Origin of the sequence: Flavobacterium collinsii (genome assembly GCF_902804485.1) — a bacterium.
Lineage (GTDB): Bacteria > Bacteroidota > Bacteroidia > Flavobacteriales > Flavobacteriaceae > Flavobacterium > Flavobacterium collinsii.
This window is the reverse complement of sequence record NZ_CADCST010000086.1, coordinates 97,284-120,604: the sequence shown is the minus strand read 5'-3', so window position 1 is coordinate 120,604 and position 23,321 is coordinate 97,284. Positions and strand designations below refer to the sequence as shown.

Here is a 23,321-nt window from a genome sequence, read left to right as displayed (position 1 = left end):
ACAGTGTTGTGATTTCCTTTTTATCATTTATAGGATAGAATGTATTTTGCTTTAAGACAATAAATTCATGTCTGGGTATAAAATCTATTAAATCAACTTCAGCTTTGTTGATTTTTTTCTTTTCTTTAGAGTGTTTTATATAAAGAATTATGTTGTTTCCTACCGGAACTTCTTCATAATATCCCTTTCTAAAACTGGCCGAATTTGGAACTTTCAGATTGACAAATTTTTCATTGCCTATCGTAAAGGAACTGATATTTTCGGTAAAAAGATTAACCTTAGTGGTGTTTGACTCTCCGTAGGGTTTTATAACCAGTTCGTCGCTGTAGGTGTCGTAGTTTAATAATAAATCAAAATAATTTTGATTATTATACTTCATACTTCCTTTTTTGAAATCTTCGGAAATATAATAACGATTTTGATTGTTGACTGTTTTATCGAAGTTTAAATGGGCTGGCCCGTTTTCAAATTCTAGTGATTCTACACCCAGGTTTTTGTCAAACCAGTTGTATACTGAAATTTCATTGTTTGTTTGTCCGTAAATGGTGTATGCATTTAAGAATAAGACAAATAAAATTAGATAGTGGTTTTTTATTTGATTTTTCTTCAAAGGATTGGTTGTTTTGTTTTTTTGGTTTATAGCTTCCCAAAAATATCAAAAAAATGTTAGTAAGTACGGTGTTTTTGTTAAATAATAATGATGTTGATGTTTTTTGACTTAAAAATTGGATAATTTTATAAGATGGCGATGGAATTTAAGATATGTTTGGTCTAAAAATAAAAAAACACCCTGACTTAAAAGATTAAGCAGTAGTGTTTCATTAAAAAAGGGGCAAAAAAATATTTTTTAGTCTGAAAAATCGTCTGAGGTGTCTAAAATATCATCAAATATTTTTTTAAGTGATTTTATATAGACTGGAAAAGCAAGAGCTAATAATAGATATTCTATTCTGAAAACCGTGATGTCGTCCAGAATTTTGTATAAACAAGGAATGATAAATAGAAGAGAGACAGTTACGCCAACCCAGGGGTTGTTTTTTATTTTTTTTAATATTGATAAAGGCTTCATGTCTGATGGTCTGTTTAATTCAATTCTCATTTATATTTTATGATTTGGGTTTCTTGGGGGTAAAAGTAATTTTGATTTCCGGGAAGGAAATTAAAAATGTCACGAAAGCTGAATTTTCTGTCATGAAATCTTTCGGAACCTTTGTGGCTGGGGATATTTCCTTCATAACAAAAAAATCCTCCCGGATGGAGAGGATTTGTGAGTTGTTAATTTTTTTGAGCTATTGTTGTTACGACAGGATGTTCATTTTTTTTATAAAATCTTTATAGGTATCGCTCAGGTTTATTTTGTGATCGCCTTTTAAAATGATAAGATTATCGGCCAGGATAATTTCCTCTATTTTATTAGTGTTTACGATCGTGTTTCGATGTGTTTTGATAAAACGGTTTTTGTCTAATAAGTTGCTGATTTTTGTCAATGAGATCAGAATTACAAATTTTTCTTTCTCGGTAATGATGTTGCAATAGCGTTCTTCTACATCAATATATAGAATATCATTAAGGGCTACTTTTTTTAAAGAGTTTTTCTTCTTTATAAATAAATAGTCATTGCTAATCACGGTATCTTGTTCTTCATTCTGAAAAACATTGGTTTGGGCATAAAATTTTTCTACAGCCATTTCTATGGCATAAAGAATTTCCAGTTCGTTAAAAGGTTTCAGTAAAAAACTGAAAGGTTTTGTGAGCTTAGCTCTTTCAAAAATCTGGCGGTCTTGTGAACTGGTTAAAAATACAAATGGTTTAGAAGCGTTTGGAATAATGTTGATCGATTCGGCAAACGTAATTCCTTCTGGTTTTCCGTCTAAAAAGACATCAATAATAATGATGTCTATCGTATTCTCGTAAAAAAGTTTCAGCGCATCGGTAAAATTGGTTGCAACGCCTACAATATTATAATTGTTTTGACGCAGTACCCGGCATAGGTCGTCGCTTTGTTCGGGGGTGTCTTCTATAATTAGAACATGAATATTATCCATTGGTAGTTGTTTTGGGGGTAATATGTGTTTCTTAGTGGCTTTTGTTTTGTAAAGTAAAGGATTATTATAGAAAAAAGAGATTATTTAAGAAGAATTTTAAGTCATTTTTAGAAAGCAAAGTGATTGTCGTGATTGTATATACAATCTTTTAACTTATTTAAACAAGAAAAAATACAGACTTGTTGGTATAAGATTCTAGTTTAAAATTTTGTAATTTATTGCAGTATTTTTGTTTATGGAAAGAATATAAAATACTAGTTTTTAAGATTGTACTTCATGAGAAACTGACGGTCTCTCATGAAGCACATCTATAGATTTTCAATAAAGAACGTTTTGGCTGTTAAATCTTTAGCACAGTTTAGATTCTCTGGAAGATTTTTGTAGCTGCCAATAGAAGTTTTTAAGTGTTCTCCAGAATGCACTTTAAGTACTTTAAGTTTTTCTACTGATGTAGTTATTTTAATTTTTATTAAAACAAGAAACTATAGGGTAGGGATTAATAAAATTACTCTCCTACCCCAGTTGTTGTTCCTCTGGAAGTCTCAGGCCCTCCTATAACAGTTTCGAGTTGGTTTTTAGAAAGTGGTTTTAGGTTTTTTAGTTTTGTTGTTTTTTCTAAATAAGTATTTTTCGTTACTTTATTTTTCATTATTTTAGTAGTTAATATTTTGTTATATAGTTGTTTAGTTTTCTACTCCGGTTTTTGTTCCTCTGGAAGTTTCAGGTCCTCCCACAATTGTCTCTAATTGGTTTTTAGAAAGAGGTTTTAAAGTTTTCAGTTTGGTATCTTTTTCTGAGCTTGAGATTTTGGATTCTTTCATTTTCATAGTTTCATAGTGCAAATACAGTTGATCTTTAGAACAAGATTTGATATTTGTTGCTTTTTAGATTTTGCTGTTTTTACAGAGTTAGTTTTAATTTCTTTGTTTTTTAATGGTTTGTTTGCATTAGGTGTATTTATGATAGTAGCTTAATCATTATCCGTCTACTGAAGTTTTTGTTCCTCTTGAGGTTTCTGGCCCACCAACAATAGTTTCAAGTTGAATTTTAGAAAGCGGTTTCAAACTTTTTAGTTTTGCGGCTTTTTCTGAGTTTGAGATTTTGGATTCTATTATTTTCATAATTTTTTCTAGGTAATTAATTTGGTTTGATAGTGTATTTTGTTTTACTAGTCGTCTACTTTTGTTTTCGTTCCTCTAGAAGTTTCAGGCCCACCAACAATGGTTTCAAGTTGATTTTTAGAAAGAGGCTTTAGATTTTTTAGTTTCGTTGTTTTTTCTAAATTGATGTCTTTTGTTTTTCTGTTTTTCATGATTTTTTTCAGTTAGAAGTAAGCACAATAATGCAATTGAGTTTAATGAGTAACTTCAGTTGTTGTTCCTCTAGAGGTTTCAGGTCCTCCTATGATTGTTTCAAGTTGCTTTTTAGAAAGCTGTTTTAGACTTTTTAGTTTTGCAACTTTTTCTGAGTTTGAGATTTTGAATTCTTTTATTGTCATAATTTTTCTATAGTTATAAGTAGGTGTGATAAAGTAATTAGATTTAATATATTATTCATCAACTCCAGTTGTGGTTCCTCTGGAAGTTTCGGTGCCTCCAACAATAGTTTCGAGTTGTTCTTTAGAAAGCGGTTTTAATCTTGATATTTTATCAGATAATGACGTGTTTTTAGATTTATTTTTCATGGTTTACGATTTTGTAATGTTTCTAATTTATTGTTTACCAACAGTTGTTTCAGTTCCCCTGGAGGTCTCAGGTCCTCCCAAGATAGACTCAAGTTGGTTTTTAGAAAGAGGTTTTAAAATTTTTACTTTTATAACTTTTTGCGAGTTTGAAGTTTTATATTCTTTCATTTTCATAGTTTCATAGTGTAAATACAGGTGATCTGTAGAACAAGATTTGATATTTGTTGCTTTTTAGATTTTGCTGTTTTTACAGAGTTAGTTTTAATTTCTTTGTTTTTAATGGTTTGTTGGCCATTAGCTGTATTTATGATAATAGCTTAATAATTATCCGTCTACTGAAGTTGTTGTTCCTCTTGAGGTCTCTGGCCCACCAACGATAGTTTCAAGTTGTTCTTTAGAAAGTGGTTTTAATCTTGATGTTTTACCAGATAATGATGTGTTTTTAGATTTATTTTTCATGGTTTATGATTTCGTAATATCAAACGATTTAATTGATAATTATCCATTGACTCCGGTTGTTGTTCCTCTGGAGGTCTCAGGTCCTCCCACGATAGTTTCAAGCTGTTTTTTAGAAAGAGGTTTCAGGCTTTTTAGCTTTGTTGTTTTTTCAGAACTGGCAGCTTTAGTTTCTTTATTTTTCATTGTGTTTTTATTAGATAGTTAGGAGTTTATGATGAAGGGGATCAATCACCGACCGTAGTTCTAGTTCCTCTTGAGGTCTCAGGTCCTCCCACGATAGTTTCAAGTTGTTTTTTAGAAAGAGGTTTTAAGTCTTTTAATTTTGCCATTTTTTCCGATCTGTTTGTATCTGTCATTTTATTGTTCATTTTTTGTAAAATTGAATATTATGTAAATATCTTCGGCGAACTAATCACCAACTTTTGTGTGAGTTCCTCTAGAAGTTTCTGGTCCTCCAACAATAGTTTCAAGTTGGTTTTTAGAAAGCGATTTTAGATTAGTTGTTTTTTCCAAACGGAGATCTTTAGCTTCTTTATTTGTCATGGTGTTTTATAAAATAGTTTAAGAGTTCAATATATTATTTGTCTACTTGCGTTGTTGTTCCTCTAGAAGTCTCGGGTCCACCAACGATAGTTTCAAGTTGGTTTTTAGAAAGCGGTTTTAGGTTTTTTAGTTTTGTGCTTTTCTCCAAACGAGCGGCTCTTGTTTCTTTATTTATCATTGTGTTTTTATTAGATAGTTAGGAGTTTGTGATAAAGTTTTTTTATATTATTTTGGGTTTAATATGCGGTTTACGTTTAACGTGCAACACCCGTTTCTGTCCCTCTTGAAGTCTCTGGGCCTCCTATAACTGTTTCAAGTTGTTCTCTGGAAAGCGGTTTTAAATTTTCTAACTTTACGGCTTTTTGTAAGTTTGAAGTTTTGTATTCTTTCATTTTTATAATTGTTTTTGATTAGATCAAGCGATTTTAAATGAACTTTTATATAGTTTCAGAAGACATTAAGTTCCTACATGTGTTGTTGTTCCTCTGGAAGTTTCTGGCCCTCCAATAACTGTCTCTAATTGGTTTTTAGAAAGTGGTTTTAGATTTTTTAGTTTTGTATCTTTTTCTGAGTTTGAGATTTTGGATTCTTTTATTGTCATAGTTTTTTATAGTTATAAGATGGTGTAATTAGATTTAATATTATTCCCCAACGCTTGTTGTTGTTCCTCTGGAAGTTATTGGCCCTCCTACAACAGCTTCTAGTTGGCTTTTAGAAAGTGTTTTTAGGTTTTTTAGTTTTATGTTTTTCTCCAAACGAGCGTCTTTTGTTTCTTTATTTATCATTGTGTTTTTAAATAATAGTTTAGGAGTTATATATATTAGTTTTGCACTTGTGTTGTCGTTCCTCTTGAGGTTTCCGGTCCTCCAACAATTGTCTCCAATTGGTTTTTAGAAAGTGGTTTTAAAGTTTTCAGTTTTGTAGCTTTTTCTGATTTTACGTTTTTTATTTCTTTATTTTTCATCTTTTTTGTGATTAAGTATGTTAGAATAGTTAAAAGGTTTAAGTTGCTACTTTTATTTCAGTCCCCCTGGAAGTCTCAGGTCCTCCTACAACAGTTTCCAGTTGGTTTTTAGAAAGCGGTTTTAAGTTTTTAAGTTTTGTGATTCTTTTTGAGTTTGTGGTTTTCATTTTTAGTCTTTTCATGTTTTTTAGAGAAGTATGGTTAGAAGAATCAAAAGAGGAATGGTGGTTAATGACCAACGCTCGTTACAGTTCCTCTGGAGGTCTCAGGTCCTCCCACAATAGTTTCAAGTTGGTTTTTGGAAAGTGGTTTTAGGTTTTTTAGTTTTATTGCCTTTTCTGATTCTATAAGTTTTGTGATTTCGTTCTTCATGATTCTTTTATTAAATAGAGTAGATTTAAATTCTTTGTAAAAGTGGATTTATGTCTCTTTAATGCTGTACAGAAGTCTCAGTTCCTCTGGAAGTCTCAGGTCCTCCTACAACAGTTTCCAGTTGGTTTTTAGAAAGAGATTTTAGTTCTTTTAGTTTCGTTGTTTTTTCTGATGTTGTAACTTTTACAGATTTGCTTTTCATGTCATTTTATTTTTTGGTTATAGAAATAAAAATAAACAAAAAAGCTAGACGGCTGTAAAATAAGGTAGGAAAATTTAGAACAAAATAAGGTTGTTAATTTGTTCAATAGATTATTGTAAAAAAAGAGAATGAAGCTTATCTGCGGATACTTTTCTTAAAACTATAAAACAAACGCTCGGCCAAAGTTTTATTCTCTGTAATAATTTCGGCAGAGGCTGTCATTCCGTTTCTAAAAGTTATTGAGGTATTGTTGGTTGTTTTCTGACCATTAGGAAGAATTACAGTGGCATAAAAACTCTTGTTTTCAGGAGTTGGTATCTGAGCTATCGATTTTATTTGACCTTGGGCTGCGCCAAATTCTTCAAAAGGGTATCCTTGAAATTTAACCAGTACAGTTTGTCCTATTTTTATTTTTCCAAAATTATCCTGAGGGATTTTTATTTCTCCTAAGTATTCATTTTTGCGATTGGCGATATAAAGTACAATGCTGTCCGCTTTAAGATTTTGCTTGGCTTGCAAGGAACCTGTAAAGTTTACAACGCCTTCACTGGGAGTTGTCAAAATGTAAGTATTTTTCCATAAAGCGATAACACTTCTTAATGTATTGAGCGATTGTTTGAAAGTTTCTTTTTGTTCGAGTACAAGTTTGTCCAGATCCAGAAGTTCTTTCTCTTTGGTCCTGATTAACATGATGTTGTTTATCAAGAAGGTCTCGGTATTCTTTATAGGTATTTTTTTTGCTAATAATTTACTTTCTTCTTTGTTTAAGTCGGCTGGTGCAATTATATTTTGTTTGTAAAGAGATTGGTTCATTTTGAACTCTTTTTCCTGTAAGGCTACATCCTGATTTAAGATCACTTTTTGATTTCTCAAATTTTGAGTCAGATGATTTAATTCCTGGATGTCACGTTTTAAGAAATTTTGCTTTTGCTGGTAATATCCTTCACTGAATAAGGCGAGAGTTTGCACATAGACTTTTTGAAAATCCTGATAGGAGGTTTGGACATCTCCCAGATTTTGGTAGTTTTTTAAACGCCAATCTTTCAACTTTGCTAAATCTTTTTGATTGACAATAGTAACCAACTGACTTAGTTCTTTGTCAAGATTTAAAACCTCTTCGTGAACAGCGGTGTTTTCTATATAACCTAAGGTTTGTCCTTTTTTTACAATTTGATTGTCGTTTACAAATAAACGTTCCAGGCGTCCATTCACTTTTGCAATTATGGGTTTTGGTCCCTCTGCCGAAATCAGTTTAAAATCACTGCGAACTATAGAAGGGTACTCGATGAACCACGTAATAGCAAATAAGATCAACAGGACAGAACAAAGAATTATAGTTCCCCATCGTATTAATCGATTTGGAATTTGTTCTAAATAATCTCTTACAGCTTCACTACTGGAATCTATTTCTGGCGTATGTGGCATATCTGATGTATTAAAATTATTCACCAAGTTCTAGTTGGTTTTTTACTAATGTAAAATAGTACCCTTTTTTAGAGACCAATTCACTATGTGTTCCTTGTTCAACCACCTCACCTTTGTTGAGTACAATGATTTGATCTGCATTTTTTACAGTACTCAGACGATGTGCGACTACAATAACCGTTTTGCTGTTATTCGTAATAGAATCTCCTTTAAAAAAATCATTCAGATTCTTCATAATTACAGTCTCATTGTTGGCGTCCAAAGCAGAAGTAGCTTCGTCAAAAAAGATAAATTCGGGGTTTTTGTAAACGGCTCTGGCAATTAGTATCCGCTGTTTTTGACCGCCGCTTATTCCGATTCCGCTGGAGCCAATTTTGGTTAAATAACCATTAGGTAACTCCTCAATGAATTCAGTTATATTAGCAGTATGTGATGCAATCCTTAGTTTCTTCTGGTCGGTCATCCCATTTATGTCCGACTCACTGATGTTTCTGGAAATAGTATCTGCAAAAATAAATCCGTCCTGCATAACAGCACCGCAGTTGGATCTCCAGGAATTAAAACCCAGATTTTTCAGATTGGTGGGGCCAATATAAATCTGACCACTGGTAGGTTCGTTGAATTTTAGCAGTAGTTTTAATAATGTAGTTTTACCACTGCCACTAGCACCTACGATAGCGGTGACCTTTCCTTCGGGAATTGTAATGTTGATGTTTTTTAAAACCATTTCTGAAGCCGAACTTCCATATCGAAAATGGAGGTTTTCAATTTTGATTGTTTTGTTTTCTGGAAGTTCATTGATGAAACCACCATCTACCGGTTCTTCGTTCGGTTTGTTGTGAATTTCAGAAAGTCGGAGTAAACTTAATTTAGCGTCCTGATAACTTCTTATAAAGCCTAAAAAGTTGTTGATTGGCACATTCATCTGGCCAATAATATACTGTACAGAAAGCATCGTTCCCAGAGTCATCTCTCCGTTAATAACTGCTTTGGCTGCAATAAAACTAATAAAAATATTCTTTATCTGATCGATAAAACGTCCTCCTTCATTTTGACTCTGGTTTAAGGATAGATTTTTAATGTTTAGCTTAAAAAGAGTCGTTTGCAGCGCTTCCCAGTCCCAACGGCGACGTTTTTCAGAACCGTTGAGTTTGATTTCCTGCATTCCGTTGATTAACTGAATTGTTGTATTTTGATAGTTTGCCTGCTGATCAAAATAACGGAAATCCAACTCAGCCCTTTTTTTCATGAACAGCATGATCCAGGTCATATATAAAGCAGAACCGATTACGAATACTAAAAAAAGATACAAATTAAAATAAGCCAATATACAGCTAAAGACCAAAAGGGTGAGTGTAGAAAAAAGGACATCAAGTGTGGTAGTGGATAAAAACTCCTGAATTCTATAATTGTCTTTTAGCCGCTGTAGAATGTCGCCGGTAGCCCTGCTGTCAAAATACACAATCGGAAGATTCATTAACTTAATAATAAAATCCGAAAGCATTCTTAAGTTCATTCTGCTTGTAACATGCAGAATGATCCAGTTTCGAAAAACACTTAATGCCGACTGCGATATAAAAAGAACTACCTGAGCAATTAAGATGAGGTAGATAAAGTTGAGGTTGCGAGTATTGATTCCGGTATCTACAATTTGTTGTGTAAGAAACGGAAATATTAATTGTATAACCGTACCAAAAAATAATCCCAAAAAAACCTGCGCAATATATTTCCTGTGGGGTCTAATGTATTGGTTTAAGAATCGGATTAAGTTGGGTTTTTGGCTGGTATGTTCTTCCTCTTCATAGAAAAGAGGGGTGGGTTCTAATACCAATACGATACCTTCAGAATCTTCGTGCGGTTTTTTGGTTGCAAGCCAGCCTTCTAAGAAATCTTTTTTTGTATACGTTATTAATCCAAAATTTGCAGGGTCACCTACAATTATTTTATCTTTTTTGATTTCATATACTACGGCATAATGACGCTGGCGCCAATGAACAACACAGGGTAAAGGAATGTCTTCGGCCAAGGATTCATAGGTAATTTTAAGCCCCATGGTTGCAAAGCCAATTTTTTCAGAAGCATCAACTAACCCAGCCATCGAAGTACCTTGTCCTGATATAAATGATATTTCACGTAAGTATGCCAAATCGATATTTTTAGCATAGTATTTGCAAATCATTTTAATGCATGTAGGGCCGCAATCCATAAAATCATATTGATGATAATGGGGGTATTTTTTTCTCATTCTTTTATTTCAAATTGATGCAGGTTTGATCTTTAGGCAATAAAATACACGCTAATATTTGAAGATTAGCGTGTAATCATTTCCTGTTTTGTAGCTATAAAAGTAATTTTATTTTAAGAACAATCACTGTATGCGGAAAATTTTTACGCAATTGTTTTTGGGAAAGTCAAAATCATTTTAGTTCCTATATTGAGCTCACTTTCTATGGCTAATGTTCCGCCATTTTTTTTGATCATTTGTTTGCACAGCTGCAAACCTAAACCGGTACCTATAATTTCAGAATTATTTTTTTTGGCGAGTAAAAAAGTATTGTCGGTAAGTAATTCTCTGATGGTTTCCGGGCTCATTCCGATTCCGTTGTCCTCAAGGATCAGATCGCAAAAATCAGGATTGGTTTCCCGGGTATAAAAGCTTATTTTGCCATTTTCATTCGAAAATTTAATCGCATTGTCTAATAAATTACGAAGTACAATTTTTAACGAATCGAGGTCTACGAAGATAAAACTATTTTTTGAAACTAAATTCTCAAAAGTAATGGTTTTGTCCAGTAACAAAGGTTTGTAGTTGTATTCGATTTGCTGTACGATAGAATACAAGTGAACGGATTCTTGGTGAAAGTACAATTGTTTGGTTTGTAACATGGCCCAATGCAGTAAATTATCCAACAGGTTGTATGCACCGCTTGCAATAGTACTGTTTTGAATAATGAGCTGATTCAATTCATCATAATTTTTAGTTTCCAGTGTTGCCGATAACTTCGCGTTACTTGTTTTGAGCGCATTTACCGACGAGCGCAGATCGTGGCTTACAATAGAAAACAGTTGATCTTTGGTAGCGTTTAATTGATCGAGTTTGTTTTTTTGTAGCAATATGATTTTGCCGTTTTTTACTTTCTGGGCATAGAGATAAACTCCGGCTGTCAGGATTAATAATAAACCAATGGCGGCAAAAAAGAAACCATTACGTTGGGTGTTCTTAAGTCTATTCTCTACTTCTAAAACTTTTATCTGCTTTTGCTTTTGGGCTACAGTAAATTTTTTCTCAAAGTCGGCAACTGCCCAGATTTTGTTTTGATTGTTGAGGGAGTCTTTCCATTGTCCGGATTCTTTTCTGTATTCTAAGGCTTTTTTGTAGTTTCCTCTGTTTTCTTCAACTGCTGACATGTTTAGAGAGGTTTTTCTTTTTATATCAAAATCTTTTACATTTGCGGACAAAGTATAGGCTTTTTCAAAGTAAGGAATTGCCAGCTGGTCTTTGTATTGAAGATAGTATAAATTTGCTATGTTTAAATATAAATAGATAAGACATGCTGTGTCATTCTCTTTCTCTTGTAATTTAAGACTTTTGAAGAAGTATTCTTCAGCTTTAATGAATTGATTAAGGTGTAAATATGAAATGCCTATATTTGTATAAACGATGCTTATTTTATATCCTTGATTGATAGTAATTGGGAGTTTCTCTATTTCTTTGAAATAATAAATTGCTTTTTTAAATTCTTTTAATTCTAATGAAATTTGACCTAAATTTTTGTTAACTAAAGAATAAGCTTTAAATTTTTTAGAAATTAAATTCATTTCTAGTTTGGCTTCTTTGAATAGTTTTTTTTCTCTAAAACTATATCCTCTGAAAAAATGGCAGTAATCTACTAATTCTTTGTTTTTGCTTGAATCTAATTGTTTCATTGAATAAACGAGAGTAGAGTCCCAATTGTTTTTAGTAAAAAAAAATTGAGCTTTTTTGAAGTTACTTTCATTTTTGTAATTAGAAACTTTTTTCTGAAGCGTTTTGTTGAAAAGATTGTTTATCGGTTGTTCCTGAGAAAACAGAATTAATGGTGTTGTTAAATATAAGGAAATTAAGAATAGCTTAAATTTAATCATTTCAGATGATTCTTTAGTTTTAAAAGAAATATAGATTGTATAAAAAGGATATCGCTTAATTGGAGAATTAATTAAACGATATCTTTTAGTTTTAATTAATTTTGGACTCCTGTTTCAGTTCCTCTGGAAGTTTCAGGGTCCAAATTTCTTAAATAAGATGTAACGGTCTTGATGTTATTAATTGTATCAGAGATATAATCCACTTCAACATACCAAACATCGTAAGTGTCAGGAGTGCTTTCGTCCCAGTCGTAATCAAAATAGATTTCGATATTAGTGTCATTTTCGATTAGGGTTCTAACCGCCGGGCTTTGTGAATCTTTAGAATTAATGTAAACCGTAGCACAGATTTTTAAGGTAAGTACACCCTGATTTCTGTAAAGCTGTGCTGAGGCTAAAGGAGGGATTGGAAAAGTAAGACTGCTTTTATCAGAAAAGACAAAATCTTGCTGATTAATTTTTGTGATTTGGGTAACGTTAAAGTACATAATTGTGTTTTAAGGATTATTAATTTGTTTTTTTGGTGTGTTAAAGATATTTTATTTTCACATATAAATGTAAGGTTTGTCGTGTTTTTTTGTGATTTTTCTAGTAACTAAGGGAAATTTTAGTTATAAAATGCCATAAAAACGAAAAACCCCAATTCAAATACATGAATTGGGGTTTTCTATGAAATTTAATAGAATCTATTTTTAAAAAAATAAGTCGACTTGCGAGTTTATCTTTTCGATATAATAATCGATTTTTCTAATGGCTCTGTTAAAGAATAAATTTTGCTCTTTAATACCTGATTGTCCTAATGGCTTTGAATTACTAATTTGCTGCTTAAAAAACTGATGTACATTTTTGCAACTGTCATCATTGTCAGTAATGAAATAACCAAGTAAGGTATAAGGAACAAACATGGTCAATTTCTGGTCAGTTTCAATAAGCATATTGTTGTTTAGTAAGATCAGTTCATTATAATAAATGGTAAAATTAGTATTGGGTTTATTGCATTTTTCCTGTATTAGATTGATGACCCTTTTTAAGTCTTTACAAAGTGCATTAGCGCTTTTTAAATCTAGCAAACTAGCTTCGTAAAAATATAGAATCTGCTGTAGGCTACTGTTTATAGTAGTATCGTTCCAGATTTCATTTACAAAAGTATTTTCATATGCTTTTTTTAGTTTTTGCATGAATTCGGTAAACGATTCTTCGATAACAAAATTCTCAAAAGAAATTTTTTTCTGATTTGTATTTAAAAGATTCAGCCAAACAAAAGCTTTGAATTTAGACAGTATAGTTCCGTCCATAAAATAAAATAGCGGAATATCTTTTGCAGAATAATAAAGTATGGTTTCTGGATTCTTTGTTAGTATTTCAACTTGTTCTGCTGAGGATTTGAAATACTGAAGCATATCTTTTAAGGTCTCGATTTCGATTGTTTTCTCGACAATGACTTTCTCTTTGTTGAAAAATAAATTGTCTAAAGAGATATTAAAATGATCGGCAAGTTTTATTGCTTCATCTATTGAAAATTTGCTCTTTTGAGATATTCTCCGGTGTGAAGCATCATAGCTAATTTCTAAAATAGCCGCTATCTCATCTATTAAAGAAACCGATGGAGAAACTTTGGATCTAATTGCTTTTAATAAGGATTCTTGATATTTCATAATTTGCGATAATCACAAATGTAGTAAATAGTTTTATTGATTTTTGCAAACTCGTATGTGATAATAGCAATACGTTTGCCTTGTAATTTTAAAACTATAATTATGAAAACATCATTTTTAGTACTGTTATTATTTGTCTTTGGAGTAATACGCGCTCAGGATACAATTAAAATTCAGGTTATTGATTCTGTTAAACAGCATTCGCAAATTTTTAGTCTTTCTCCAATCTCTAAAAAAGTAGACAAAGTAAATGGATTGGTTCTTGGAGTTGGTCATGTTGAAAATAGACATATCAGCTCTCAGGTAATTAACGGTTTAAATATAGAAGCAAATCCGGCACCTGCCGTTGGGGCTTTAATGGGGTTTATGTCTTTGATGTATCTTCCGGAAATTATTAAAAATAATAAAAAAAGCAACCAGATTAGAAATAGTGAGGAAGATTACAAAATTAAAAACATGAGTTATACGCCCGAATTGAAATTGAATGGTTTAAATATTAGCTCAGGATGTTTTTTTACCACGACCAGTATGAACGGATTAAATATTTCGGCTGGAAATAAATTCAGGAATTTTAATGGTCTTTCGGTTACTGTTTTAGGAGCGATTACTGATCATCAAAACGGACTTTCGGTAGGTATTTATAATGCTAATAATGATTTGAGTGGTTCAACAATTGGAGTCTACAATCAATCGTATCAATTAAGCGGGTTGCATATAGGGGTTTTTAATCAAACGAGAATCAATAGGGGTTTGCAGATAGGAGTTTTTAATAAATCGAATTCGAAAGGTTTTCAGTTAGGGATTTGGAATGTTAATAATAAAAGGTCAATGCCTTTTTTAAATTGGTAAGATCATGAGAAGAGTTTTATTGTTGTTAATTTCTATGTTTTCAATAGTTGCGTTTTCTCAAACTGAATCTAAGGATTCTTCTGTTGAATATGAAAGAATTTATATCGAGGCAGGCTTTTTGCAGCCCATAGGAAAACTTTCGAATAAGTTTGATTTATCACCATCGTTTGGATTTTGGTATAGGACAAAAATGAATCGCGAAGATTTTATAGATTTTGGTTTTAATTTTTTCGTACCTAAAAAGCCTTTAAATATTAATTTTAAATACCGTGATTCGGTTGTGCAATATAAATCAAGTCATTTTGCAATAAATATAGGAACTCGTTTTGCAAAAGTTATTTCGTTATCGCAACGAAAAACAGATTTTAATTTAGAATGGAATTCCGGAATTGGATTGGCTCTAAATTTTTATAATGCTCAAAAGGAATTAGAATTTGAAAGTGGCGAGCATACAAAAGAAGTTTTAACTACATTTTATTTGTCGCAAGGAATTAAGCTGAATTACAGAAATACAGGATTGCAATGTCATTATCAGTGGTCGCCGTATGGTTTGTTTAATGACCAGGTCGAAACGAATTTTGGTTCACAAAGTCTTATGTTTGGAATAGTTTACAGGCAATAACTTAAAAACGAAAAACCCCAATTCAAATACATGAATTGGGGTTTTCTATGAATAAACCTTTAGTAAACTAAGATCTGATTACTCTTTTTTCTCCTCACGTGGAGGTCTTTGTAAAAGCGCTTTTCTTGACACTTTTTCTTTTTTAGTTTTAGGATCTACACCTAAGTATTTCACTTGGAATACATCGCCCATGTTTACAACATCGGTAACATTTTCAGTGCGTTCCCATGCTAGTTCAGAAACGTGTAATAAAACTTCGTTTCCTGGTGCGGATGTATATTCTACTACAGCTCCAAAATCTAACATTTTAATTACTTTTACTTCGTAAGCTTCTCCCATTTGTGGTTTGAAAGTGATCGACTTAATTTTTGCCAATACTGCTTCAATTCCGGCAGGATCTGTACCTAAGATTTCAATCACACCTTGTTCGTCAACTTCGTTGATTACAATAGTAGTTCCTGTAGCCTTTTGTAACTCCTGAATTACTTTTCCACCAGGTCCGATCAATGCTCCAATAAAGTTTCCAGGAATAGTTCTGGTGATGATTTTTGGTGCATGTGCTTTTACGTCAGCTCTTGGAGTTGCAATTGTTTCAGTTAATTTACCCAGAATGTGTAAACGTCCTTCACGTGCTTGTCCTAAAGCCTGCTCCATAATGTCATAACGTAAACCATCAATTTTGATGTCCATTTGACAAGCGGTAATACCGTCAGCAGTTCCGGTTACTTTAAAGTCCATATCTCCTAAGTGATCTTCATCCCCTAAAATGTCTGACAATACAGCAAATTTCTCACCGTCAGTAATTAATCCCATAGCGATTCCTGAAACCGGTTTTGTCATTTGAACTCCGGCATCCATTAAAGCCATTGTTCCTGCACAAACGGTTGCCATAGAAGAAGAACCATTAGATTCTAATACTTCAGAAACAACACGAATGGTGTAAGGACAATCAGCAGGGATCATGTTTTTCAAAGCTCTTTGAGCCAAGTTACCGTGACCTACTTCTCTTCTTGAAGTTCCTCTTAGAGGTTTTGCTTCACCAGTTGAGAAAGGAGGGAAGTTATAGTGTAAATAGAATTTCTCTTCACCTTGTTCAGATGGAGAGTCAATTTGATTTGCTTCTCTTGAAGTTCCAAGAGTTACAGTTGCCAATGCCTGAGTTTCTCCACGTGTAAACAATGAAGATCCGTGAACTCTTGGTAAATAATCAGTTTCACACCAGATTGGTCTGATATCTGTTGTTTTTCTACCGTCTAAACGAACGCCTAATTCCAACACTACGTTACGAACAGCTTCTTTGTTCGTTTTGTAGAAATATTTAGAAACTAAATCTCCGTCAGCAGCCAATTCTTCTTCTGTAAATAAAGCTTTTACTTCTTCTTTTACTTCAGCAAATGCAGCGCTTCTTTCGTGTTTAGCCGAGCCAACTTTTGCAATAGCATAGATTTTATCGTATGCTGCAGCTTTTACTTTTTTATAGATTTCTTCGTTTTCTTTCTCACCTTCGTAAGTACGAATTTCTTTTTTACCAAAAGCAGCCTGCAAACGCAATTGCGCCTGAATTTGTACTTTAATAGCTTCGTGAGCAAACTTAATAGCTTCAACCATTTCAGCTTCTGAAATTTCTTTCATCTCACCTTCAACCATAGCAACAGAATCTAACGAAGCTCCAATCATCATATCGATGTCAGATTTTTCTAATTCTACTCTGCTTGGGTTGATTACGAATTTTCCGTCGATACGTGCAACACGTACTTCAGAAATTAAGTTATAAAATGGAATATCTGAAACTGCTAATGCTGCAGATGCCGCTAAACCAGCCAAAGCGTCTGGCATAACCTCTTCGTCATGAGACATTAATTGAATCATAACCTGAGTTTCAGCATGGTAATCGTCTGGGAAAAGTGGACGTAAAACACGGTCAACTAATCTCATTGTCAATACTTCGTTATCACTTGGACGAGCTTCTCTTTTAAAGAAACCACCTGGAAAACGACCTGCTGCTGCAAATTTTTCGCGATAATCTACTGTTAATGGTAAAAAATCAACGCCTGGGTTAGAAGTGCGAGCTGAAACTGCTGTCGCAAGAATCATAGTATCGCCCATTCTTACTACTACAGAACCGTCTGCTTGTTTAGCTAAACGCCCTGTCTCGATTGTGATGCTTCTACCATCACCTAAATCGATCTTTTCTACAAATAATTGTGGAATCATAATTTTTCCTTATTGGTTATACAATGGGTTTTAGTTGTGTTGTAGTTGTTGTTGTGTGTAGTTATTGTTCTAAAACCCAATGAAAAACCAAACTTTTTTTCTTATAAAATGCTTGTAATGTAAAAACAAAAAGAGGCACTCTCGCACCTCTTTTCTATATTGATTATTTTCTGATATTCAATACTTTGATAATCTCACGATATCTGTTGATCTCTTTCTTTTTCAAGTAGTCCAACAAAGCTCTTCTTTTACCTACTAATAGTACAAGTGAACGCTCAGTGTTGTAATCGTGACGATTTTTTTTCAAGTGTTCAGTTAAGTGTGAAATTCTGTAAGTGAACAATGCGATTTGACCTTCTGCGCTTCCAGTGTTTGTTGCAGCACCGTGTTGTGCGAAAATCTCTTCCTTTTTTTCTTTAGTTAAATACATTCCAATATTATTTAATGATTTTTATGTATGTCGTACAACTTTTGTAAGACGGTGCAAAATTAGAACTTTTTTTTGGAAAAACGAATTTTATCGTCCGTTTTTTACAATTGTAATGGGTAGTTTGTATAGAATCCTTGCAGGTATCCCTCTAATTAAGCCCGGATTCCATTTTTTAGCTTCTTTAATTATCTGAATTGCATTTTCATCCAATCCATAACCAACACCTTTTATTACTTTTGGGTCTACCAGATTTCCCGTTTCATCTACTATAAAAGTCATGTATATTTTTCCGGACACTTTGTTTCTTATTTCCACGGGGATAACCATTTTGCTGCTAAAATATCTGTAAAATGAATCAATACCGTTTTTCGGAAGAGGTTTTTTGCTTATGATTTTGTAACTGTGTTCAATGTTTGAAGAATCAATACTCTTTCCGGAAATTAATTTGCCGTTTTCATAATGCTCCGTAAAAGTGTATTTGGTTTTTAGGTTCTTACCTTTCCATATACCATCAGGAAAACCCTCTTTTATGGTGCCGTTTTGTTCAATATCGTACGTAGTATCTTCAACTTTGCCATTTCCTGCAGTTACAGTTTGTTCTTTATTAAGAGTCCAGTAGTTATTAACTTTAAAATCAACCTCTCCTTTTTTATAGTCAGAATACTCAAGTTCCGATTTCAGGTTTCCGTTTTCATACCAATTGAATTCTTTCCCTGTTTTTTTTGAGTTAACGTAAGACACGGAAGATTTTTTGTTGCCATTTTCATAATAAGAGACAGCTTGCCCTTCATTTATAATGACGTCTTTGTTTGTAGTATTTGCAATATATTTTATTGCCCCGGATTTATAATGGTCTTTGTAGACATAGGATTTTTTTTCAGAATAATAGTCTTCAATAAGACGTGTATACTTATAATTTTCAGGAGTACCAGGTGTCCACAAAGAGTCGAGATAAATTAACTTATTAGCCGAAGCAGGGGCTTGAGCAAATAATTTTGCTGAAATTATAAAGAAAAAGAAAACGCGTAAAATTAGTTTCATGGAATTTAATAAAAATAAAATTACGCGAATGTATTATTTTTAGTACAGTTTAGCAACTTCCTGATTTACGAATTCTAAAAATCGTTCGTCAGCTTCTGTAAACGGATCTATAACATGACTGTCGATATCAATCTGACCAATATTTACTCCATCAACAAATAACGGAACAACAATTTCAGATTTTACCGTAAAGCTGCAGGCAATATAGTTGTCTTGCGCCGCAACATCGGGTACTACAAAATTAGCATTACTTTCGGCTACCTGACCGCATATTCCTTTCCCGAAAGGAATAACAGTATGATCCGTTTCAGCTCCAACATACGGGCCTAAGTGTAAGGTTTTGTTCTCGTGATTGGCAAAATAAAAACCAACCCAGTTATAGTATTCAATATTTTCGTTTAGTAACTGACAGATTGCTAATAATTTTTCGTCTCTAACTAATACTGAATCAGAAACAATAGCACTTATTTTTGGTTGTAATTCTTGAAATGTCATGATGTTAAAATTTTATACAAAAGTATTTAAAGCTAAACTCAAAAAATACATAAATTTGAAAAAAAAATTCCGTTGAAAAAATATTTAGTACAGTTTAAGCCCTTCCTGATTTTTATAAGCACTTTTTTTGCGGCCTATATTGTACTAACGTTGGCGTATAAGTTCTATTTGAACGGTTTCGGACCCAATGAAGTAGATGGAATAACCAATGTTGTGGGACGAAATGTCGAACAACTCATGCAATTGTTTCATTGTGATATCAAAGTTCATAAAAGCCTCACCGATTCATGGTTAGAAGTTTGGTACAATAAACATTATTCGGTTCGAATCGTTGAAGGCTGCAATGCGGTAAGCGTTATGATTTTGTTTGTTGCGTTTGTACTGGCATTTTCCGGAAAGTTTAAAGCCACTTTGTTGTTTATAGTATTTGGAATCTTTTCTATTTATGTTTTAAATGTAGCCAGAATTGCACTATTGGTGGTTTTGCTGTTTCGTTTTCACGAACACAATCATTTTTTACACGGAACTTTGTTCCCTTTAATGATTTACGGTTTCGTTTTTCTTTTGTGGACTGTTTGGGTAAACAAATTTTCGAAGTATGCTAAATAAAATCCTCGAACACAAATTCAAATTAGTAATTGCGACAGCGATTGTATTGTGTTTTGCCGTTATCAGAGCTTTTGAAAATCAGCTGTTTTATGATCCTTTTCTAAGTTATTTTGACGGGAATTTTAAAAACTTACCTTTACCGGAAGTAGAGACTTTTGCTCTTTTTTGGAATCTGTTACTTAGATACGTCCTGAATATGATTCTGTCTCTTGTATTAATCTATACCTTGTTTCAGGATCGTGATATGTTTCAATTCAGCCTGTTTTTATATGTGTTTTTTGCCGTCCTGCTTTTGGTAATGTTTTTTGTTATTCTCGAATGTTTTCCACAATGGAATTGGCTTCTTTTTTATGTACGACGATTCATTATTCAGCCCATATTTGTGCTGTTGTTTATTCCTGCATTTTATTATCAGCAACAAAATTTAAAAAAATAACACTTTATGCAGTCTTTTTTGGTGTCTTTTAAATAATTTTGCAGTATGAAACTGAAAAAGTGCACCGGATTATTTTTAGCCTTCCTATTGTTGGTCTCCAACATTGGGTTTGCTTTTGATGTGCACTATTGCGGAGGTGAGATTGCTTCCGTTTCGTTAAACACAACAGCTGCAGCTTCTGAAAAGAATTGTTGTGGAGCCTCTGAAAAAAAGTCATCTTGCTGTAAAGACAAAGTAGTTCATTTTGAGAAAAAATCGGACAATGCTACTCTTAAGATTTTCTTTTTTCAGTTTGCTTTTCTTCCGGTAACTCAGGAATATAAGTCAATTGTTTTTCTTGCAATTCCAAAATTCAAAAGCAGCCAGGTTGCTTCGTATTATTCTGATGCAAATGCACCTCCCTTATTTAAATTATACCATCAGTACATCTTTTATTCCTGATTTTAATGTTTAGAATCAAGTCGCTTTGACTTGTGCTATGTTGTTTTGTTATTTCTTTTTTTGGAGAAATTTCTATAAAAACAGCCTTCTAATTAACATTAAAATCATTTTTTCATGCAAAAAAATATAATGCTTTTTGTTATGTTTTTGCTTTCAGTATCCATGTTTTCACAAGAAGATTTACAGGAAGTGAAAATTACAAAAAAACAGAAAGGAATAAAAAAATCCTATACCCTTACTGCCAATACATCTGTTATCACAAGCAAAGAGTTGCTAAAAGCAGCCTGCTGTAATCTAGCCGAGAGTTTTGAAACAAACCCTTCAATAGATGTAAATTTTTCCGACGCTTTAACCGGAACCAAACAAATTAAAATGCTTGGACTAACAAGTCCGTATTTATTAATTAGCGAAGAGAATCTTCCTTCGGTACGAGGAGCTTCACAAGCTTACGGCTTATCGTTTACTCCGGGAACATGGATAGAAAGTGTTCAGATTACAAAGGGAGCGGGGAGTGTTATTAATGGTTATGAAAGCATTTCGGGACAAATTAATACCGAGCTTTTAAAGCCGTTAAATGATATTCCATTTTTCTTAAATGCTTACGGTTCTACCGATGCCCGTTTTGAATTAAATACCCATTTTAATAAAAAATTATCGGATAAATGGGCAACGAGTTTATTTGTTCATGGTAATGCGCGTGTAGCGAAAAACGACATGAACGACGATGGGTTTTTGGACAATCCGTTGGGGAAACAAATTAATGTTTTAAACCGTTACCAATACTACAATCCGGATAGTGGTCTGGTGAGTTTTATCAATTTCAGATATATGAATGATAAGAAACAAACCGGAGAAGTAGATTTCGATAAAGATACCGATCGCGGGACAAAAAATCATTGGGGTTCAGAAATAAATACGGAACGTTTTGATGTTTCTACTAAGATAGGATATGTATTTAAAGACATGCCCTATCAAAGTATTGGTTTTCAGAATGCCTTTAATACCCACAATCAAAACTCTTATTTTGGTTTGAGTCTTTATGATATCAGGCAAAATAGTTTTTATTCGAATTTAATTTTCAATTCGATTATTAACAATACAAAGCATAAATTCTCTACCGGTTTAAATTTTGCTTACGATCAGTATCAGGAATTTGTAAACGCAAATGATTACAGCCGAATTGATAATTCTGTTGGTGCATTTTTTGAGTATACTTATGATAATACCGATAATTTTAGTTTGATTTTGGGAGGTAGAGTAGACAATCATAATCGATTGGGGGTATTTGTTACACCGCGTCTGCACATGAGATACAATCCTTGGAAGTTTGGAGTGCTTCGTGTTTCTGCCGGAAGAGGGAAACGTTCGGCCAATATTTTTTCCGAAAATCAACAGCTTTTTGCAAGTTCAAGAGCGTTTTCGATTTTAGATCAAGGTGGGAAAATTTATGGGTTGAATCCCGAAATCGCATGGAATTACGGAGTGAGTTTTTCTCAGAAATTCCGTGTTTTTAATAAAAATGCTGAAGTTGGATTTGATTTCTATCGTACCGATTTTCAAAATCAGGCCGTTGTCGACTTGATGCAAAGTCCGCAGGATGTTTTGTTTTACAATCTGAAAGGAAGTTCGTTTGCGAATAGCTTTCAGCTGGAATTTAATTTTGAATTTATCCATAATCTGAATTTAAGAACGGCTTACAAGTATTATGATATTCAAACGGATTATTTGCGTGGTACTTTTCAGCGTCCCTTACAGGCGAAACACCGTTTTCTGGGAAATTTGGAATATGAAACCAAGCTGAACAATGATAAACAATGGAAATTTGATTATACTTTTAACTGGTCCGGAAAACAACAATTGCCTTATACAGCGTCAAACCCGACTGCAGATCAGTTTCCTGATTTTTCGCCTTCGTATGCGGTGATGAATGTTCAGGTAACGAGAATTTTTTCTCCTGTTTTTGAAGTATATGTAGGAGGGGAGAATATTGGAAATTACAAACAGGACAAAGCCATTTTAGGAGCTTCAGATCCATTTGGTCCTAATTTTGATGCTTCTGTTGCGTATGCTCCTATTTTTGGACAGATGTATTACGCAGGATTACGATTTAAGATAAAGTAATTGTAAAATGTGATCTGTGAAAAGTGAGATGTGATCTGTAAAACGTAAAAATTTATTCAACCATCTTATATGAAACATCTAACATTTCAAATAAAACATTTCACACACACAAAAAACATTTTACATGCAGCATCTCACATTTCACATAAAAAAAATAACACTAAATAATAAACAAGATGAATAGAATAATTTTAATGGCGCTGATAACCTTTTTAGGATTTTCAGCTCAGGCACAAACGAAGAAAAACAAGAATTTAAAGTATACCACCGAGGTAAACGGTAATTGCGAGCAATGCAAAAAGCGTATTGAAAAGGCAGCTTATAGTATCCCTGGAGTGAAGTCTGCAACTTGGGATATTAGTACGCATCAGCTTGCAGTGATTTTAAATGAAGAAAAATCATCTCCTGCAGATTTGAATGCTGTTATTGCTAAAGTTGGTCATGATACTAAGGATGTTAAAGCCACGGATGCGGATTATGATAATTTGCATTCTTGCTGCAAGTATGTAAGAGAGTAAAAAAACGGAAGAGCCCGGGTGTATATTCGGGCTTTTAATAGTTAATTTATCTTTAAAATACGGCATTTAAT

The 23,321-nt window shown here is 33.1% G+C and carries 38 protein-coding genes; 7 read left to right on the top strand and 31 right to left on the bottom strand.

Annotation, left to right across the window (positions count from 1 at the left end; genetic code table 11):
• The 27 genes from FLA105534_RS13285 to FLA105534_RS13175 all read right to left on the bottom strand — a co-directional run.
• On the bottom strand, positions 1-610 hold a 610-nt coding region (locus FLA105534_RS13285), incomplete at its 3' end, for a hypothetical protein (RefSeq protein WP_173966608.1).
• A 237-nt stretch (positions 611-847) separates the two neighbouring features.
• Positions 848-1,099, bottom strand: a complete 252-nt coding sequence (locus FLA105534_RS13280; RefSeq protein WP_173966607.1) for a hypothetical protein — start codon at positions 1,097-1,099, stop codon at positions 848-850.
• Positions 1,100-1,298: 199 nt separating this feature from the next.
• Positions 1,299-2,045 (bottom strand): LytR/AlgR family response regulator transcription factor, encoded by a 747-nt coding sequence (locus FLA105534_RS13275; protein WP_173966606.1) that lies wholly within the window; start codon positions 2,043-2,045, stop codon positions 1,299-1,301.
• 505 nt (positions 2,046-2,550) lie between these two features.
• A complete protein-coding gene (locus FLA105534_RS13270; protein ID WP_173966605.1) occupies positions 2,551-2,694 on the bottom strand; it encodes a bacteriocin in 144 nt (47 codons plus the stop codon).
• Positions 2,695-2,728: 34 nt separating this feature from the next.
• Positions 2,729-2,866 carry a bacteriocin gene (locus FLA105534_RS13265; RefSeq protein WP_173966604.1) on the bottom strand — a complete coding sequence of 46 codons (138 nt, stop codon included), beginning with the start codon at positions 2,864-2,866 and terminating at the stop codon, positions 2,729-2,731.
• A 156-nt stretch (positions 2,867-3,022) separates the two neighbouring features.
• Positions 3,023-3,166 carry a hypothetical protein gene (locus tag FLA105534_RS13260; protein WP_173966603.1) on the bottom strand — a complete coding sequence of 48 codons (144 nt, stop codon included), beginning with the start codon at positions 3,164-3,166 and terminating at the stop codon, positions 3,023-3,025.
• Between the two features lie 47 nt (positions 3,167-3,213).
• Positions 3,214-3,357, bottom strand: coding sequence for a bacteriocin (locus FLA105534_RS13255; protein ID WP_173966602.1), 144 nt, complete (start codon positions 3,355-3,357; stop codon positions 3,214-3,216).
• Between the two features lie 42 nt (positions 3,358-3,399).
• Positions 3,400-3,543 (bottom strand): bacteriocin, encoded by a 144-nt coding sequence (locus FLA105534_RS13250; RefSeq protein ID WP_173966601.1) that lies wholly within the window; start codon positions 3,541-3,543, stop codon positions 3,400-3,402.
• Between the two features lie 51 nt (positions 3,544-3,594).
• Entirely contained in the window at positions 3,595-3,729 is a 135-nt protein-coding gene (locus tag FLA105534_RS23960; protein WP_262888456.1) for a hypothetical protein, read from the bottom strand.
• 27 nt (positions 3,730-3,756) lie between these two features.
• On the bottom strand, positions 3,757-3,903 hold the full coding sequence (locus tag FLA105534_RS13245; protein ID WP_173966600.1) for a hypothetical protein: 147 nt from the start codon (positions 3,901-3,903) through the stop codon (positions 3,757-3,759).
• Positions 3,904-4,053: 150 nt separating this feature from the next.
• A complete protein-coding gene (locus FLA105534_RS23955; RefSeq protein WP_262888455.1) occupies positions 4,054-4,188 on the bottom strand; it encodes a hypothetical protein in 135 nt (44 codons plus the stop codon).
• Between the two features lie 39 nt (positions 4,189-4,227).
• Complete coding sequence (locus FLA105534_RS13240) at positions 4,228-4,371, bottom strand: bacteriocin (protein ID WP_173966599.1); 144 nt, start codon at positions 4,369-4,371, stop codon at positions 4,228-4,230.
• 41 nt (positions 4,372-4,412) lie between these two features.
• Positions 4,413-4,544: a bacteriocin gene (locus FLA105534_RS13235; RefSeq protein ID WP_217427703.1), complete on the bottom strand. Its 132-nt coding sequence runs from the start codon at positions 4,542-4,544 to the stop codon at positions 4,413-4,415.
• Positions 4,545-4,596: 52 nt separating this feature from the next.
• Positions 4,597-4,731, bottom strand: coding sequence for a hypothetical protein (locus FLA105534_RS23950; protein ID WP_262888454.1), 135 nt, complete (start codon positions 4,729-4,731; stop codon positions 4,597-4,599).
• A gap of 34 nt (positions 4,732-4,765) precedes the next feature.
• Positions 4,766-4,909, bottom strand: coding sequence for a bacteriocin (locus FLA105534_RS13230; protein ID WP_173966597.1), 144 nt, complete (start codon positions 4,907-4,909; stop codon positions 4,766-4,768).
• A 76-nt stretch (positions 4,910-4,985) separates the two neighbouring features.
• A complete protein-coding gene (locus tag FLA105534_RS13225) occupies positions 4,986-5,123 on the bottom strand; it encodes a hypothetical protein (protein ID WP_173966596.1) in 138 nt (45 codons plus the stop codon).
• A 65-nt stretch (positions 5,124-5,188) separates the two neighbouring features.
• The gene (locus tag FLA105534_RS13220; protein WP_173966595.1) at positions 5,189-5,332 is read right to left on the bottom strand and encodes a hypothetical protein; all 144 of its coding nucleotides are present in this window, start codon (positions 5,330-5,332) and stop codon (positions 5,189-5,191) included.
• 40 nt (positions 5,333-5,372) lie between these two features.
• On the bottom strand, positions 5,373-5,516 hold the full coding sequence (locus tag FLA105534_RS13215) for a hypothetical protein (protein WP_173966594.1): 144 nt from the start codon (positions 5,514-5,516) through the stop codon (positions 5,373-5,375).
• Between the two features lie 35 nt (positions 5,517-5,551).
• A complete protein-coding gene (locus FLA105534_RS13210) occupies positions 5,552-5,695 on the bottom strand; it encodes a bacteriocin (RefSeq protein WP_173966593.1) in 144 nt (47 codons plus the stop codon).
• Positions 5,696-5,733: 38 nt separating this feature from the next.
• The gene (locus FLA105534_RS23945) at positions 5,734-5,862 is read right to left on the bottom strand and encodes a hypothetical protein (RefSeq protein ID WP_262888453.1); all 129 of its coding nucleotides are present in this window, start codon (positions 5,860-5,862) and stop codon (positions 5,734-5,736) included.
• Positions 5,863-5,923: 61 nt separating this feature from the next.
• Positions 5,924-6,067, bottom strand: coding sequence for a bacteriocin (locus tag FLA105534_RS13205; RefSeq protein ID WP_173966592.1), 144 nt, complete (start codon positions 6,065-6,067; stop codon positions 5,924-5,926).
• Between the two features lie 58 nt (positions 6,068-6,125).
• Positions 6,126-6,269 carry a hypothetical protein gene (locus FLA105534_RS13200; RefSeq protein ID WP_173966591.1) on the bottom strand — a complete coding sequence of 48 codons (144 nt, stop codon included), beginning with the start codon at positions 6,267-6,269 and terminating at the stop codon, positions 6,126-6,128.
• Between the two features lie 135 nt (positions 6,270-6,404).
• A complete protein-coding gene (locus tag FLA105534_RS13195) occupies positions 6,405-7,694 on the bottom strand; it encodes an HlyD family secretion protein (protein ID WP_173966590.1) in 1,290 nt (429 codons plus the stop codon).
• Positions 7,695-7,710: 16 nt separating this feature from the next.
• On the bottom strand, positions 7,711-9,939 hold the full coding sequence (locus FLA105534_RS13190) for a peptidase domain-containing ABC transporter (protein ID WP_173966589.1): 2,229 nt from the start codon (positions 9,937-9,939) through the stop codon (positions 7,711-7,713).
• A 143-nt stretch (positions 9,940-10,082) separates the two neighbouring features.
• Positions 10,083-11,819 carry a tetratricopeptide repeat-containing sensor histidine kinase gene (locus FLA105534_RS13185; protein WP_173966588.1) on the bottom strand — a complete coding sequence of 579 codons (1,737 nt, stop codon included), beginning with the start codon at positions 11,817-11,819 and terminating at the stop codon, positions 10,083-10,085.
• A 95-nt stretch (positions 11,820-11,914) separates the two neighbouring features.
• Positions 11,915-12,307 (bottom strand): hypothetical protein, encoded by a 393-nt coding sequence (locus FLA105534_RS13180; protein ID WP_173966587.1) that lies wholly within the window; start codon positions 12,305-12,307, stop codon positions 11,915-11,917.
• Positions 12,308-12,511: 204 nt separating this feature from the next.
• On the bottom strand, positions 12,512-13,474 hold the full coding sequence (locus tag FLA105534_RS13175) for a hypothetical protein (protein WP_173966586.1): 963 nt from the start codon (positions 13,472-13,474) through the stop codon (positions 12,512-12,514).
• Positions 13,475-13,576: 102 nt separating this feature from the next.
• On the opposite strand from FLA105534_RS13175, the gene FLA105534_RS13170 reads away from it, so the two are divergent.
• A complete protein-coding gene (locus FLA105534_RS13170) occupies positions 13,577-14,323 on the top strand; it encodes an LA_2272 family surface repeat-containing protein (protein ID WP_173966585.1) in 747 nt (248 codons plus the stop codon).
• 4 nt (positions 14,324-14,327) lie between these two features.
• Positions 14,328-14,945 (top strand): hypothetical protein, encoded by a 618-nt coding sequence (locus tag FLA105534_RS13165; RefSeq protein ID WP_173966584.1) that lies wholly within the window; start codon positions 14,328-14,330, stop codon positions 14,943-14,945.
• A gap of 78 nt (positions 14,946-15,023) precedes the next feature.
• On the opposite strand, the gene FLA105534_RS13160 is transcribed toward FLA105534_RS13165, so the two are convergent.
• The 4 genes from FLA105534_RS13160 to FLA105534_RS13145 all read right to left on the bottom strand — a co-directional run bounded on the left by FLA105534_RS13160 (position 15,024) and on the right by FLA105534_RS13145 (position 19,125).
• Complete coding sequence (locus tag FLA105534_RS13160; RefSeq protein ID WP_173966583.1) at positions 15,024-17,159, bottom strand: polyribonucleotide nucleotidyltransferase; 2,136 nt, start codon at positions 17,157-17,159, stop codon at positions 15,024-15,026.
• A 163-nt stretch (positions 17,160-17,322) separates the two neighbouring features.
• Positions 17,323-17,589 carry a 30S ribosomal protein S15 gene (gene rpsO, locus FLA105534_RS13155; RefSeq protein ID WP_026983900.1) on the bottom strand — a complete coding sequence of 89 codons (267 nt, stop codon included), beginning with the start codon at positions 17,587-17,589 and terminating at the stop codon, positions 17,323-17,325.
• Between the two features lie 87 nt (positions 17,590-17,676).
• A complete protein-coding gene (locus FLA105534_RS13150; protein ID WP_173966582.1) occupies positions 17,677-18,630 on the bottom strand; it encodes an energy transducer TonB in 954 nt (317 codons plus the stop codon).
• Between the two features lie 39 nt (positions 18,631-18,669).
• Complete coding sequence (locus tag FLA105534_RS13145) at positions 18,670-19,125, bottom strand: GAF domain-containing protein (RefSeq protein WP_173966581.1); 456 nt, start codon at positions 19,123-19,125, stop codon at positions 18,670-18,672.
• Positions 19,126-19,197: 72 nt separating this feature from the next.
• On the opposite strand from FLA105534_RS13145, the gene xrtF reads away from it, so the two are divergent.
• From xrtF to FLA105534_RS13120, 5 genes are all read left to right on the top strand, one after another.
• A complete protein-coding gene (gene xrtF, locus FLA105534_RS13140; protein ID WP_173966580.1) occupies positions 19,198-19,734 on the top strand; it encodes an exosortase family protein XrtF in 537 nt (178 codons plus the stop codon).
• Positions 19,724-20,170 carry an exosortase F system-associated membrane protein gene (locus FLA105534_RS13135; RefSeq protein WP_173966579.1) on the top strand — a complete coding sequence of 149 codons (447 nt, stop codon included), beginning with the start codon at positions 19,724-19,726 and terminating at the stop codon, positions 20,168-20,170. Before xrtF ends, FLA105534_RS13135 begins: the two co-directional genes overlap by 11 nt.
• Before the next feature lie 45 nt (positions 20,171-20,215).
• Positions 20,216-20,611, top strand: coding sequence for an HYC_CC_PP family protein (locus tag FLA105534_RS13130; protein WP_173966578.1), 396 nt, complete (start codon positions 20,216-20,218; stop codon positions 20,609-20,611).
• Between the two features lie 114 nt (positions 20,612-20,725).
• A complete protein-coding gene (locus FLA105534_RS13125) occupies positions 20,726-22,732 on the top strand; it encodes a TonB-dependent receptor plug domain-containing protein (protein WP_173966577.1) in 2,007 nt (668 codons plus the stop codon).
• 176 nt (positions 22,733-22,908) lie between these two features.
• On the top strand, positions 22,909-23,250 hold the full coding sequence (locus FLA105534_RS13120) for a heavy-metal-associated domain-containing protein (protein WP_173966576.1): 342 nt from the start codon (positions 22,909-22,911) through the stop codon (positions 23,248-23,250).
• The last annotated feature ends 71 nt before the right edge of the window (positions 23,251-23,321 follow it).

Bases quoted from the DNA above. Each gene is read 5' to 3' on its own strand.
- FLA105534_RS13280 (WP_173966607.1), bottom strand. From the start codon at position 1,099: ATGAGAATTGAATTAAACAGACCATCAGACATGAAGCCTTTATCAATA.
- FLA105534_RS13275 (WP_173966606.1), bottom strand. From the start codon at position 2,045: ATGGATAATATTCATGTTCTAATTATAGAAGACACCCCCGAACAAAGC.
- FLA105534_RS13270 (WP_173966605.1), bottom strand. From the start codon at position 2,694: ATGAAAAATAAAGTAACGAAAAATACTTATTTAGAAAAAACAACAAAA.
- FLA105534_RS13265 (WP_173966604.1), bottom strand. From the start codon at position 2,866: ATGAAAGAATCCAAAATCTCAAGCTCAGAAAAAGATACCAAACTGAAA.
- FLA105534_RS13260 (WP_173966603.1), bottom strand. From the start codon at position 3,166: ATGAAAATAATAGAATCCAAAATCTCAAACTCAGAAAAAGCCGCAAAA.
- FLA105534_RS13255 (WP_173966602.1), bottom strand. From the start codon at position 3,357: ATGAAAAACAGAAAAACAAAAGACATCAATTTAGAAAAAACAACGAAA.
- FLA105534_RS13250 (WP_173966601.1), bottom strand. From the start codon at position 3,543: ATGACAATAAAAGAATTCAAAATCTCAAACTCAGAAAAAGTTGCAAAA.
- FLA105534_RS23960 (WP_262888456.1), bottom strand. From the start codon at position 3,729: ATGAAAAATAAATCTAAAAACACGTCATTATCTGATAAAATATCAAGA.
- FLA105534_RS13245 (WP_173966600.1), bottom strand. From the start codon at position 3,903: ATGAAAATGAAAGAATATAAAACTTCAAACTCGCAAAAAGTTATAAAA.
- FLA105534_RS23955 (WP_262888455.1), bottom strand. From the start codon at position 4,188: ATGAAAAATAAATCTAAAAACACATCATTATCTGGTAAAACATCAAGA.
- FLA105534_RS13240 (WP_173966599.1), bottom strand. From the start codon at position 4,371: ATGAAAAATAAAGAAACTAAAGCTGCCAGTTCTGAAAAAACAACAAAG.
- FLA105534_RS13235 (WP_217427703.1), bottom strand. From the start codon at position 4,544: ATGACAGATACAAACAGATCGGAAAAAATGGCAAAATTAAAAGACTTA.
- FLA105534_RS23950 (WP_262888454.1), bottom strand. From the start codon at position 4,731: ATGACAAATAAAGAAGCTAAAGATCTCCGTTTGGAAAAAACAACTAAT.
- FLA105534_RS13230 (WP_173966597.1), bottom strand. From the start codon at position 4,909: ATGATAAATAAAGAAACAAGAGCCGCTCGTTTGGAGAAAAGCACAAAA.
- FLA105534_RS13225 (WP_173966596.1), bottom strand. From the start codon at position 5,123: ATGAAAGAATACAAAACTTCAAACTTACAAAAAGCCGTAAAGTTAGAA.
- FLA105534_RS13220 (WP_173966595.1), bottom strand. From the start codon at position 5,332: ATGACAATAAAAGAATCCAAAATCTCAAACTCAGAAAAAGATACAAAA.
- FLA105534_RS13215 (WP_173966594.1), bottom strand. From the start codon at position 5,516: ATGATAAATAAAGAAACAAAAGACGCTCGTTTGGAGAAAAACATAAAA.
- FLA105534_RS13210 (WP_173966593.1), bottom strand. From the start codon at position 5,695: ATGAAAAATAAAGAAATAAAAAACGTAAAATCAGAAAAAGCTACAAAA.
- FLA105534_RS23945 (WP_262888453.1), bottom strand. From the start codon at position 5,862: ATGAAAACCACAAACTCAAAAAGAATCACAAAACTTAAAAACTTAAAA.
- FLA105534_RS13205 (WP_173966592.1), bottom strand. From the start codon at position 6,067: ATGAAGAACGAAATCACAAAACTTATAGAATCAGAAAAGGCAATAAAA.
- FLA105534_RS13200 (WP_173966591.1), bottom strand. From the start codon at position 6,269: ATGAAAAGCAAATCTGTAAAAGTTACAACATCAGAAAAAACAACGAAA.
- FLA105534_RS13195 (WP_173966590.1), bottom strand. From the start codon at position 7,694: ATGCCACATACGCCAGAAATAGATTCCAGTAGTGAAGCTGTAAGAGAT.
- FLA105534_RS13190 (WP_173966589.1), bottom strand. From the start codon at position 9,939: ATGAGAAAAAAATACCCCCATTATCATCAATATGATTTTATGGATTGC.
- FLA105534_RS13185 (WP_173966588.1), bottom strand. From the start codon at position 11,819: ATGATTAAATTTAAGCTATTCTTAATTTCCTTATATTTAACAACACCA.
- FLA105534_RS13180 (WP_173966587.1), bottom strand. From the start codon at position 12,307: ATGTACTTTAACGTTACCCAAATCACAAAAATTAATCAGCAAGATTTT.
- FLA105534_RS13175 (WP_173966586.1), bottom strand. From the start codon at position 13,474: ATGAAATATCAAGAATCCTTATTAAAAGCAATTAGATCCAAAGTTTCT.
- FLA105534_RS13170 (WP_173966585.1), top strand. From the start codon at position 13,577: ATGAAAACATCATTTTTAGTACTGTTATTATTTGTCTTTGGAGTAATA.
- FLA105534_RS13165 (WP_173966584.1), top strand. From the start codon at position 14,328: ATGAGAAGAGTTTTATTGTTGTTAATTTCTATGTTTTCAATAGTTGCG.
- FLA105534_RS13160 (WP_173966583.1), bottom strand. From the start codon at position 17,159: ATGATTCCACAATTATTTGTAGAAAAGATCGATTTAGGTGATGGTAGA.
- rpsO (WP_026983900.1), bottom strand. From the start codon at position 17,589: ATGTATTTAACTAAAGAAAAAAAGGAAGAGATTTTCGCACAACACGGT.
- FLA105534_RS13150 (WP_173966582.1), bottom strand. From the start codon at position 18,630: ATGAAACTAATTTTACGCGTTTTCTTTTTCTTTATAATTTCAGCAAAA.
- FLA105534_RS13145 (WP_173966581.1), bottom strand. From the start codon at position 19,125: ATGACATTTCAAGAATTACAACCAAAAATAAGTGCTATTGTTTCTGAT.
- FLA105534_RS13135 (WP_173966579.1), top strand. From the start codon at position 19,724: ATGCTAAATAAAATCCTCGAACACAAATTCAAATTAGTAATTGCGACA.
- FLA105534_RS13130 (WP_173966578.1), top strand. From the start codon at position 20,216: ATGAAACTGAAAAAGTGCACCGGATTATTTTTAGCCTTCCTATTGTTG.
- FLA105534_RS13125 (WP_173966577.1), top strand. From the start codon at position 20,726: ATGCAAAAAAATATAATGCTTTTTGTTATGTTTTTGCTTTCAGTATCC.
- FLA105534_RS13120 (WP_173966576.1), top strand. From the start codon at position 22,909: ATGAATAGAATAATTTTAATGGCGCTGATAACCTTTTTAGGATTTTCA.